The sequence below is a fragment of the Streptococcus sp. HMSC34B10 genome (assembly GCF_001839505.1).
Classification (GTDB): Bacteria; Bacillota; Bacilli; order Lactobacillales; family Streptococcaceae; genus Streptococcus; species Streptococcus peroris.
The window spans coordinates 52,434-65,325 of sequence record NZ_KV841551.1; the positions used below are offsets into that span (position 1 = coordinate 52,434).

Annotated in this window: 8 protein-coding genes; all 8 read left to right on the plus strand. The window is 41.4% G+C overall.

What is annotated here, in order from left to right; translation table 11 throughout:
* Nucleotides 1-142 precede the first annotated feature (142 nt).
* Nucleotides 143-2,656: a preprotein translocase subunit SecA gene (gene secA / locus HMPREF3237_RS03565; RefSeq protein WP_006146314.1), complete on the plus strand. Its 2,514-nt coding sequence runs from the start codon at nt 143-145 to the stop codon at nt 2,654-2,656.
* 80 nt (nt 2,657-2,736) lie between these two features.
* Complete coding sequence (locus tag HMPREF3237_RS03570) at nt 2,737-3,768, plus strand: 3-deoxy-7-phosphoheptulonate synthase (RefSeq protein WP_025168781.1); 1,032 nt, start codon at nt 2,737-2,739, stop codon at nt 3,766-3,768.
* A 1-nt stretch (nt 3,769) separates the two neighbouring features.
* Entirely contained in the window at nt 3,770-4,801 is a 1,032-nt protein-coding gene (locus HMPREF3237_RS03575) for a 3-deoxy-7-phosphoheptulonate synthase (protein WP_070888860.1), read from the plus strand.
* Between the two features lie 45 nt (nt 4,802-4,846).
* Nucleotides 4,847-5,209 (plus strand): holo-ACP synthase, encoded by a 363-nt coding sequence (acpS, locus tag HMPREF3237_RS03580; protein WP_025168782.1) that lies wholly within the window; start codon nt 4,847-4,849, stop codon nt 5,207-5,209.
* The gene (gene alr / locus HMPREF3237_RS03585; protein WP_070888861.1) at nt 5,199-6,302 is read left to right on the plus strand and encodes an alanine racemase; all 1,104 of its coding nucleotides are present in this window, start codon (nt 5,199-5,201) and stop codon (nt 6,300-6,302) included. The genes acpS and alr overlap by 11 nt, the downstream gene beginning before the upstream one ends.
* Nucleotides 6,303-6,323: 21 nt before the next feature.
* Nucleotides 6,324-8,339, plus strand: a complete 2,016-nt coding sequence (gene recG / locus HMPREF3237_RS03590; RefSeq protein WP_070888862.1) for an ATP-dependent DNA helicase RecG — start codon at nt 6,324-6,326, stop codon at nt 8,337-8,339.
* A 319-nt stretch (nt 8,340-8,658) separates the two neighbouring features.
* Complete coding sequence (locus HMPREF3237_RS03595) at nt 8,659-9,642, plus strand: acetylxylan esterase (RefSeq protein WP_070888863.1); 984 nt, start codon at nt 8,659-8,661, stop codon at nt 9,640-9,642.
* Between the two features lie 348 nt (nt 9,643-9,990).
* Nucleotides 9,991-12,892 (plus strand): SIALI-17 repeat-containing surface protein (locus HMPREF3237_RS03600; protein WP_257364997.1); only part of this gene is annotated, 2,902 nt, incomplete at its 3' end.

Here is a 12,892-nt window from a genome sequence, read left to right on the forward strand (position 1 = left end):
TAGTTTGATTAGTGATAAAAAAGAGGCTTTAAATGAGCCTCTTTTAGCTTGTATAAACACGGATTCTTTCTTGAAAAAACTTGGCAAATATGCTACAATAAAAAGAACATTCTAAAAACCAGGATTTAAAGTAAGGAAAAAAATGGCAAATTTACTAAAAACAATTATCGAAAATGATAAAGGGGAACTTCGTCGCTTAGAAAAGATGGCTGATAAAGTCCTCAAATACGAAGATGAAATGGCTGCCTTGTCAGATGAACAATTGCAAGCAAAGACCGAGGAGTTCAAACAACGTTATCAAAATGGAGAATCTCTTGACTCTTTGCTATACGAGGCATTCGCTGTTGTTCGTGAAGGTGCTAAGCGTGTCCTAGGCCTCTTCCCATACAAGGTTCAGGTTATGGGTGGGATTGTTCTCCACCACGGTGACGTTCCAGAGATGCGTACGGGTGAAGGAAAAACCTTGACAGCAACGATGCCGGTTTATCTAAATGCTCTTTCAGGTAAGGGTGTCCACGTAGTTACTGTCAACGAATACCTTACAGAACGTGACGCGACTGAGATGGGAGAATTGTACTCATGGCTTGGCTTATCAGTTGGGATCAACTTAGCTGCCAAATCTCCGATGGAGAAAAAAGAAGCTTATGAGTGTGATATTACGTACTCAACTAACTCAGAAATTGGTTTTGACTATCTGCGTGATAACATGGTTGTTCGTGCGGAGAACATGGTTCAACGCCCGCTCAATTATGCTTTGGTCGATGAGGTCGACTCTATCCTGATTGATGAAGCCCGTACACCATTGATCGTTTCAGGAGCTAATGCAGTTGAAACGAGCCAACTCTATAATATGGCGGATAACTTTGTGAAGTCCTTAGATAAGGATGACTACATCATCGATATTCAGTCTAAGACAATTGGTTTATCTGATTCAGGTATTGATAAGGCTGAGGAATACTTCAAGTTAGAGAACCTTTACGATATCGACAACGTGGCTCTTACTCACTATATCGACAACGCTCTTCGTGCCAACTACATCATGATTCTTGATATCGACTATGTGGTTAGCGAAGAACAGGAAATCTTGATTGTTGACCAATTTACAGGTCGTACTATGGAAGGTCGCCGTTATTCTGATGGTTTGCACCAAGCAATTGAAGCTAAAGAAGGTGTGCCAATCCAAGACGAAACCAAAACCTCAGCTTCTATTACCTACCAAAACCTCTTCCGTATGTATAAAAAATTGGCAGGTATGACGGGTACTGGTAAAACAGAAGAAGAAGAATTCCGCGAAATCTACAACATCCGTGTTATTCCAATTCCTACTAACCGTCCAATCAAACGTATCGACCACTCAGACCTTCTCTATGCTAGTCTCGATGCAAAATTCAAGGCTGTCGTTGAAGATGTTAAAGCACGTTACCAAAAAGGTCAACCAGTCTTGGTAGGTACTGTTGCCGTTGAAACCAGTGCTCTACTTTCTAAGAAATTGGTTGAGGCAGGTGTGCCACACGAAGTATTGAATGCCAAAAACCACTATAGAGAAGCGCAAATCATCATGAATGCGGGTCAACGTGGTGCGATTACTATCGCAACCAATATGGCCGGTCGTGGTACCGATATTAAGCTGGGTGAAGGTGTTCGTGAATTGGGTGGACTTTGTGTCATCGGTACAGAACGTCATGAGAGTCGTCGTATTGACAACCAGCTTCGTGGACGTTCAGGTCGTCAAGGTGACCCAGGAGAATCACAATTCTACTTGTCACTCGAAGATGAATTGATGAAACGTTTCGGTTCAGAACGCTTGAAGGGTGTCTTTGAACGTCTGAATATGTCTGATGAAGCGATTGAATCTCGTATGTTGACACGCCAAGTTGAAGCAGCTCAAAAACGTGTTGAAGGAAACAACTACGATACTCGTAAACAAGTCCTTCAATATGACGATGTCATGCGTGAACAACGTGAGATTATTTACGCACAACGTTATGATGTTATCACTGCAGATCGTGACTTGGCACCAGAAATTCATGCGATGATTCGTCGTACTATTGGTCGAATTGTGGATGGACATGTTCGTTCTAAACAGGATGAAAAACTCGAAGCAATCTTGAACTTTGCGAAGTACAACTTGCTTCCAGAAGATTCAATTTCACTTTCAGACTTAGAAGGCTTGTCAGACCAAGCTATTAAAGATGAACTGTACCAACGTGCATTGAAAGTCTACGATAGCCAAGTTGCTAAACTACGTGATGAAGAATCCGTAAAAGAATTCCAAAAAGTCTTGATTCTACGTGTTGTAGATAATAAGTGGACAGACCATATTGATGCCCTTGATCAGTTGCGTAATGCGGTTGGGCTTCGTGGTTATGCTCAAAACAACCCAGTTGTTGAGTATCAATCAGAAGGTTTCCGTATGTTTAATGATATGATTGGTTCCATTGAATTCGATGTGACTCGCTTGATGATGAAAGCACAAATCCATGAACAAGAGCGTCCACAAACGGAACACCATATCAGTACGACAGCAACTAGAAATATTGCTTCGCAACAAAAAAATCTTCCAGCCGATTTGGACCTAAGTCAAGTGAAACGCAATGACTTGTGCCCATGTGGTTCTGGTAAGAAATTTAAAAATTGTCACGGTAAACAACGTTAAGAATGATAATTTTCAGGCGGATGCCTAGTGAAAAGTGAATTTTCGCTTGGCGTCCGTTTGCCTTTACAAGGAGTTGAATGATGGTATTTACAGCAAAAAGCCCTAAAATTAATATTGATGAAGTTCGTAGTTTGTCTAAATTAGAAGGACAGGCCCTTACCAACAAGCTACAACGTGATCAAGAACTTGAAGCGATTATTCGTGGGGAAGATCAACGTATTTTGTTGGTAATTGGTCCTTGTTCATCTGATAATGAAGAGGCAGTTCTAGAGTATGCTAAGCGTTTAGCTAAACTGCAAGAAGAAGTCAAAGACCGCGTCTTTATAGTGATGCGTGTTTATACAGCCAAGCCTCGTACAAATGGTGATGGTTATAAGGGTTTGATTCACCAACCAAATGCCAAAGAAGCACCTAGTCTTATCAATGGTATCAAGGCAGTTCGTCATTTGCATTATCGCGTCATTTCTGAAACAGGAATGACAACAGCAGATGAAATGTTGTACCCAGAGAATCTTCCTTTGGTAGATGATTTGATTTCTTATATGGCAGTTGGAGCTCGTTCAGTTGAAGATCAACAACACCGTTTTGTAGCGAGTGGAGCAGATTTCCCAACAGGATTTAAAAATCCAACATCAGGAAATCTTAATGTGATGTTCAATGGTATTTATGCTGCTCAAAACAAGCAAAGTTTCCTTTTCTTGGGAAAAGAAGTCGAAACGACTGGAAATCCTCTTTCCCATGCCATTCTTCGTGGTGCCCTCAATGAATACGGGAAAAACATTCCTAACTATTACTACGATAATTTGATGGATACCATTGCCCAATATGAAAAGATGGGCCTTGAAAATCCTTTTATCATCATTGATACCAACCACGATAACTCAGGGAAACAGTACATGGAACAAATTCGTATCGTTCGCCAAACTTTGATTAACCGTGACTGGAATGAGAAGATTAAAAAATATGTTCGTGGTTTCATGATTGAGTCTTATCTAGAAGACGGTCGTCAAAATGAGCCAGAGGTCTTTGGAAAATCTATCACCGATCCGTGCTTAGGTTGGGAACATACAGAAGCTCTTGTTCGCGAAATCTACCAAAGACTAGGAGAATAGTATGGCATTTATCGAGAAAGGTCAAGAAATCGATATTGAAGCGATTAAGGCAGAAACACAACTATCTGCAGCGGCCCTGCAACATAAGGAAAGTCGTGACCAGGAACTAGCAGATATCCTTTCAGGAAAGGATGACCGCATCTTGTTGGTCATTGGTCCTTGTTCGTCTGATAATGAGGAAGCAGTGCTTGAGTATGCACGTCGTTTAGCAGACTTGCAGAAAAAAGTTGCGGATAAGATTTTCATGGTCATGCGTGTGTATACAGCAAAGCCACGCACCAATGGAGATGGCTACAAGGGTTTGGTTCATCAGCCAGATACTTCAAAAGCTCCAAGTTTGATCAATGGATTGCAGGCTGTTCGTCAGCTTCATTATCGAGTGATTACAGAAACAGGATTGACCACAGCGGATGAAATGCTTTATCCCTCCAATTTAGTCTTAGTTGATGATTTGGTGAGCTATCATGCGGTGGGTGCACGTTCAGTAGAAGATCAAGAACACCGTTTTGTAGCTTCAGGAATTGATGCACCAGTGGGGATGAAGAACCCAACATCTGGAAATCTGTCTGTTATGTTTAATGCTATCTATGCTGCACAAAACAAACAAACCTTTCTCTTTCATGGGCAAGAAGTTGAAACTTCAGGAAATCCCTTGGCTCACGTTATCTTGCGTGGAGCAATGAATGAATATGGGAAGAATGAACCTAACTTCTACTATGAAACTATCTTGGATGCCATTAGCCGTTACGAGTCTATGGGCCTTGAAAATCCTTTTATCATGATTGATACCAATCATGATAATTCAGGAAAGCAATATATGGAGCAAATTCGAATTGTTCGCCAAACACTTCTAAACCGTGATTGGAATGAAAAGATCAAGAAAACAGTTCGAGGCTTCATGATTGAATCCTACTTGGCAGATGGTCGCCAAAATCAACCAGAACTCTTTGGTTGTTCCATTACAGACCCATGTCTAGGATGGGAAAATACAGTAGCTTTAGTAGAAGAAATCTATTCTACCTTAACAAAATAAGTGAAAAGGATGGAGTTGGGGGTATCTCAACTCCTTTTGATAAAAATGATAGTTGGACACGGAATTGATATTGAAGCATTAGCTTCTATACAAAATGCAGTTGAAAAAAGAGAAGGCTTTGCACAGCGTGTCTTGACAGACAAGGAAATGGAGCGTTTTGCCAGTCTCAAAGGTCGTAGACAGATAGAGTATTTGGCTGGTCGTTGGTCAGCTAAAGAAGCTTTTTCAAAGGCTATGGGGACGGGAATTGGGAAGCTCGGATTTCAGGATTTGGAAGTTTTGAACAATGAGAGAGGAGCTCCCTACTTCAGCAAATCTCCGTTTTCAGGAAAAGTTTGGCTGTCTATCAGCCATACAGATCAGTTTGTGACAGCGAGTGTTATTTTGGAGGAAAATCATGAAAACTAGTCCACATAGACCAACCAAAGCCTTCATTGACTTAGGTGCTATTCGCTACAATATTCAACAAATGGGAGCGCATATCCCACAAGGAACTCTTAAATGGGCGGTTGTGAAGGCTAATGCATACGGACACGGAGCCGTGGCAGTTGCGACAGCAATTCAGAATGATGTAGATGGCTTTTGCGTTTCCAATATCGATGAAGCGCTAGAACTACGTCAGGCGGGTATTGATCAGAGAATTCTGATTTTAGGAGTGACAGAAGTTGCGTCTATTGATTTGGCAAAAAAATATAACATCACCCTAGCAGTTGCGGGGCTTGAATGGATTCAGCAATTGTTGGCTGAAGAGCCTGATCTTTCAGGTTTGAATGTCCATTTGAAGATTGATTCAGGAATGGGGAGAATTGGCTTTAGAGAAAGTCGCGATGCTGAGCAAGCCCAAACTTTATTGAAAGAGCATGGTGCTTCTGTTGAGGGGATTTTTACCCATTTTGCAACAGCAGATGAAGAATCTGATATCTATTTTTACAAGCAATTAAACCGTTTTAAAGAAATTCTTTCAGAATTAAAAGACCGACCAGAGCTTGTCCATGCTAGTAACTCTGCAACGACTTTATGGCATACCGATACGATTTTCAACGCTGTTCGGATGGGAGATGCCATGTATGGTCTCAATCCAAGTGGACAAGTTCTCACTTTGCCCTATGAATTGAAACCAGCCTTGTCCTTGGAGTCTGCTCTTGTCCATGTTAAGACCGTTCCTGCTGGTGCTTGTATGGGTTACGGGGCAACCTATCAGGCCGACTCCGAGCAGGTCATTGCGACAGTGCCAATCGGCTATGCTGATGGTTGGACACGAGATATGCAGAATTTCTCAGTCTTAGTAGATGGACAAGCTTGTCCAATTGTCGGTCGAGTTTCCATGGACCAGATTACCATTCGCTTGCCAAAAGTTTATCCTATAGGAACCAAGGTTACTTTGATTGGTTCAAATGGTGATCAAGAAATTACTGCAACAGATGTAGCAGCCTATCGTGGAACCATCAATTACGAGGTGGTTTGTCTTCTCAGCGATCGGATTCCTAGAGAATATCATTAAAAATAAGGAAAGGAGAGTAGCATGAATCTACATCAACCCCTTCATGTCTTGCCAGGTATAGGACCGAAGTCAGCAGAAAAATATGCCAAGTTAGGGATTGAAAATCTGCAGGATCTTTTACTCTACTTTCCTTTTCGTTATGAAGACTTCAAAAGCAAGCAAGTCTTCGATTTAGAAGACGGAGAAAAAGCCGTTCTATCTGGTCAGGTGGTGACACCGGCTAGTGTTCAGTATTATGGTTTTAAGCGCAATCGCCTACGTTTTAGTCTCAAACAGGGAGAAGTTGTGTTTGCGGTGAACTTCTTTAACCAACCCTACCTAGCTGACAAGATTGAACTGGGTGCCACCCTAGCCGTTTTTGGTAAGTGGGATCGTGCCAAGGCTAGCCTTACAGGGATGAAGGTTTTGGCTCAAGTAGAGGACGATCTTCAACCGGTCTATCGTCTCGCACAAGGTGTCAGTCAAGCAGGCCTTGTTAAGGTTATTAAAACTGCTTTTGATCAGGGACTGGATCTCTTGATAGAGGAAAATCTCCCTCAGTCCTTGCTAGACAAATACAAACTTATGCCCCGTAGTCAAGCTGTTCGTGCCATGCACTTCCCTAAGGATTTGGCTGAATACAAACAGGCTCTTCGCCGAATCAAGTTTGAGGAACTCTTCTATTTTCAAATGCAATTACAGACCCTCAAGTCTGAAAACAAGGTTCATGGGAGTGGTCTGATCTTGAATTGGTCGCAAGAAAAACTAACTGCCGTAAAAGAAAAGTTACCTTTTGCTTTGACCCAAGCCCAAGAAAATAGCCTGCAAGAAATCCTGACAGATATGAAGTCAGACCATCACATGAATCGACTCTTACAAGGGGATGTCGGTAGTGGGAAGACAGTGGTTGCAGGTCTAGCGATGTACGCAGCCGTAACGGCAGGGTATCAGGCTGCCTTCATGGTTCCAACAGAGATCCTAGCTGAGCAACATTTTGAAAGTCTAGAGAGTCTTTTTCCTGATTTGAAATTAGCTCTCCTAACAGGTTCGCTAAAAGCTGCTGAAAAACGTACGGTTTTGGAAACTATTGCCAAGGGTGATGTTGATGTAATCATCGGTACCCATGCCCTCATACAGGATGGGGTGGACTATGCTAAACTCGGTTTGATTATCATCGACGAGCAACACCGATTTGGGGTAGGACAAAGGCGTATTTTACGGGAAAAAGGTGAAAATCCAGATGTCCTCATGATGACGGCGACACCGATACCCCGAACCTTAGCTATCACAGCCTTTGGAGATATGGATGTTTCTGTTATTGACCAGATGCCTACTGGACGAAAACCAATCGTAACGCGTTGGGTCAAGCATGAACAGTTGCCTCAGGTCTTGACTTGGTTGGAGGGTGAGATTCAAAAAGGTTCCCAAGCCTATGTAATCTCTCCTTTGATTGAAGAATCTGAAGCCTTGGATTTGAAAAATGCTATTGCACTGTCAGAAGAGTTGACGGCTCATTTTGCAGGGAAAGCAAAAGTTGCCCTCTTACACGGAAAGATGAAGAGTGATGAGAAAGACCAGATTATGCAGGATTTCAAAGACAGAAAGACAGATATCCTGGTCTCTACGACTGTTATCGAGGTTGGGGTCAATGTTCCAAATGCGACAGTCATGATGATTATGGATGCCGACCGTTTCGGACTTAGTCAGCTTCATCAGCTTAGAGGCCGCGTTGGTCGTGGAGACAAGCAGTCTTATGCTGTCCTTGTGGCCAATCCCAAGACTGACTCTGGGAAGGACCGCATGCGTATCATGACAGAGACGACCAATGGTTTTGTCCTTGCGGAGGAAGACTTGAAAATGCGAGGTTCTGGTGAAATTTTTGGAACCAGACAGTCAGGGCTGCCAGAGTTTCATGTAGCTGATATCATAGAAGACTTCCCAATCCTAGAAGAAGCCAGAAAGGTAGCTAGCTATATCAGCTCCCTCCCAAATTGGAGAGAGGACCCAGAGTGGCACATGATTGCCTTACATCTAGAGAAGAAAGAATATCTGGATTAAGCTTTTTCTAAGATATTGTTAAGTTTGCTTTTAGGGTGAGTATCTATACTAGAGTCATCAAAAAGAAACGAGGACTCTCTTATGTCAATGACCATCAAAGTAAACTATCAGAAAACATTTCAAAAGGAAACTCAACCTTCTCCTAAATATTAAGAAAAAGAGCGAAATCGCTCTTTTTTTATTTTTTTAAAACTACTTTCAAAGGGATTCTTGCTAGGGGTAGACCTTAAATCCACTTTCAATTTCTTTTTCTTTCTTGCATTGCTTTCCTAGATATGCTACAGTTATGGTAACGGTTACAAAAATAAAGGAGAATTCTATGAGAAATCCAGCATTAATCGAAGAAATGAAAACATACAGAGGAAGAGATGAAATTCCTCAAGATTTTGATGCTTTTTGGGATGGTGAGATTGAGAAGGTTTCGGTCTTGCCAGACTACCAACTAGAGGAACGTGACTTTCATATCCCAAATGTGAAATGCTATGAGCTAACCTTTAAAGGTACACGTGATGGTCTCGTTTATGCGCGTGTGATTTTACCAAAATCAGAACAGAAAGTACCGGTCATTTTCCACTTCCATGGCTATATGGGACGCTGCTGGGATTGGACAGATATGCTGGCCTTTACCGTCGCTGGTTATGGTGTCGTATCGATGGATGTCAGAGGTCAATCTGGTTACTCACAAGATGGATTGCGTTCTCCGTTGGGAAATACAGTAAAAGGCCATATCATTCGTGGTGCTGTTGAAGGGAAAGAGCAACTCTTCTATAAGGATGTTTACCTTGATATTTATCAATTGATTGAGATTGTCGCTAGTCTGCCTCAAGTGGATGAAGAGCAGCTGGCTAGTTATGGAGCTTCACAAGGCGGAGCGCTGGCTTTAGTAGCTGCTGGTCTCAACCCGCGTATCAAGCGGACAGTTGCTATCTATCCATTCTTGTCAGATTTTAGACGCGTACTAGAGATCGGCAATACTAGCGAAGCCTATGATGAACTATTTCGTTACTTTAAGTTCCATGATCCTTTCCATGAGACAGAAGAGCAGATCATGGAGACACTTTCTTATATCGATGTGAAAAATCTTGCCCATCGCATCAAGGGAGAGGTGAGAATGATCACGGGACTTGATGACGATGTCTGCTATCCAATCACCCAGTTTGCTATTTACAATCGTTTGACTTGTGAAAAGAGCTATCGTCTCATGCCAGAATACGCCCATGAGGCCATGAATGTCTTTGTTAACGACCAGGTCTATAACTGGCTCTGTGGTAGTGAGATTCCCTTTACCTATGTTAGCCAGTAAAAATTTATAAGAAGAGTCCTGTCAAAACAGGGCTCTTTTTGTAGCTTAGTTCAGAAAGTAGTTTCAGATTGTTTGAAGGATAGAAATATCTTTGAAAGTAAATTCTATTATGGATATGTGTGGCTATAACTTGGGATATTTGTTATATAATAATTGTAACATCAAAGTGAAAGGAGTAAAGTGGTTGCTTACTTTAAAGAGAAAATAAATCAGAGCAACAGAATTCAGATGAAAAAGAATGGAGACTCCATTCAATAAGACAGTTTCTTTGCATGTTTTAAGCCCTAGGGGCTAAAAATTTTACGCAAAAAAGAAAGCGCTTTATTTATTGAAATGAAAGGATTTATAATGAAACAACATTATTTAAATCGGAAACAACGTTACGGTATTCGTAAATTTACAGTTGGTACAGCTTCAGTTGTGATTGGGACACTTGTGTTTGGCTTTTCACCAGTTTTGGCTCAAGAATCAACTACAACAAGTAGTATTACGACAGAGCAAAAGGATCCAGTTTCACCAAAATTACCTAAAGAAGCAGAAACAGGAAACGTGGCTAATCTAGATAAGGAACTTGCAAATAAGTTAGCTACAGCTACAGATAAGGGGACTGAAGTCAACCGTGAAGAGTTGCAAGCAAACCCAGGCTCTGAAAAACCAACAGTAACTGAAACACCTACGACAACACCTACAGTAACAGAAACGACTACGGCAACAGCAGCACCTACGGCAACAGCAGCACCTACGGCAACAGTAGCACCTACAGCAACAGCAGCGCCTACGGCAACAGCAGCACCTACAGAAACACCTGCAACAGGAAGCACTAGCACCGAAGAAACTGAAAGTGTCCCACGTGATTTTTACGCAAGAGAACTAGAAAATGTCAATACGGTTGTTGAAAAGGAAGATGTAGAAACCAATTCATCAAATGGTCAACGGGTAGATTTGAACGATGAACTGGATAAAGTGAAAAAGCTCCAGAATGCCACTATTCACGTGGAATTCAAACCAGATGAATCTGCACCACGTTTTTACAACCTCTTCTCAGTATCCAGCGATACCAAAGAAAATGAGTATTTCACCATGGCTGTTCTTGATAATACAGCCCTCATTGAAGGTCGTGATGCCAAAGGTGCACAATTCTATGACAAATATACAGATGCTCCTTTAAAAATTAAACCAGGCCAATGGAATTCTGTAACCTTCACAGTTGAAAGACCCAATGCAGCTCAGGCTAATGGGAAAGTCCGTCTCTATGTAAATGGAGTTTTATCTCGTACGAGTCCGAAATCTGGTCGCTTTATCCAAGATATGCCAGATGTTAACAATATGCAGATTGGAACAACAAAACGGGCAGGTAAAAATTTTTGGGGTTCAAATCTCAAGGTTCGTAATTTGACGATTTATGATCGTACGCTTTCTCCGGAAGAAGTACAAAAACGTAGTCAACTTTTTGAAAGAGCAGACTTAGAGAAGAAACTGCCTGAAGGAGCAGAAGTAACTAGTAAAGTAGATGTATTTGAAGGTGGTGTGGACCGTAAGCCTAATAAAGACGGTATTGCTAATTATCGTATCCCAGCTCTTTTAAAGACGGATAAAGGAACTTTAATCGCTGGAGCGGATGAGAGACGATTGCATCACTCCGACTGGGGAGATATTGGCATGGTCGTTCGTCGCAGTAATGATAACGGCAAAACATGGGGAGATAGAATTATCATTTCTAATCCTCGTGATAATGAACACGCTAAACATGCAGATTGGCCATCACCTGTCAATATCGACATGGCTTTAGTACAAGATCCAGTAACAAAGAGAATTTTCTCAATTTATGATATGTTCCTTGAAGGAAAGGCAGTATTCTCTTTACCTGGAAGTGCTCCGCAAGCTTACGAGCAAATTGGAGACAAGGTATATCAAGTCTTGTATAAACAAGGGGATGCAGGACGATATACAATTCGTGAAAATGGCGAAGTTTTTGACCCCGAAAATAGAAAGACAGAGTACCGTGTTGTAGTTGATCCTAAAAAACCAGCTTATAGTGATAAAGGGGATCTTTACAAGGGTGAAGAACTAATCGGTAATGTCTACTTTGAATACAGTGATAAGAATGTCTTTAGAGTTTCAAACACCAACTATCTATGGATGTCTTATAGTGATGATGATGGTAAAACTTGGTCTGCCCCAAGAGATATTACCTATGGTATTCGTAAGGATTGGATGCATTTCTTAGGAACAGGTCCTGGTACAGGTATCGCTTTGCATACAGGACCACATAAAGGTCGTCTTGTTATTCCAGCATACACAACCAATAACGTATCATACTTAAGTGGTTCTCAGTCTTCACGCGTCCTTTATTCAGATGACCATGGTCAAACTTGGCAAGCAGGTGAAGCGGTCAATGATAATCGTCCAGTTGGAAACCAAGTGATTCACTCTTCGACTATGAATAATTCAGGAGCTCAAAATACAGAGTCAACTGTTGTTCAGTTGAATAATGGAGATCTCAAATTATTCATGCGTGGTTTGACAGGTGATTTACAAGTTGCAACAAGTAAAGATGGTGGAGCAACTTGGGAAAAAGAAGTGAAACGCTATGCTGCAGTCAAAGATGTCTACGTTCAAATGTCTGCTATTCATACGGTACAAGATGGCAAGGAATATATCGTTCTCAGTAATGCAGGTGGACCAGGACGTTACAATGGCTTGGTACACTTGGCACGTGTGGAAGCTAATGGGGAACTAACTTGGCTCAAACACCAACCAATTCAAAGCGGGAAATTTGCCTATAACTCATTGCAAGATCTTGGAAATGGGGAGTTTGGTTTACTTTATGAACATGCTGATGGAAATCAAAATGATTACACCTTGTCATATAAGAAATTTAACTGGAATTTCTTAAGTAAAGATATGGTTACCCCAACTAAAGCAAAAGTGAAAAGTGCAGTAGATATGGGAAATAATATTATTGCACTAGAATTTGATTCTGAAGTTTTAGTCAACCAAGCCCCTGTTCTTAAGTTGGCGAATGGAAACTTAGCAAACTTCTTAACTCAGTACGATTCAAAAACATTGCTATTCGCTATTAACAAAGAAGATATTGGACAAGAAGTTACTGAATTAGTGAGTGGAGCAATTGAAAGTATCCACAATTTACCAGTAAGTCTTGAAGGTGCAGGAATTCCTGGTGGAATTAATGATAAAGAAGCAGCTGTAACGGAAATTCCAGAATATACTGAACCTATTGGTACAGTAG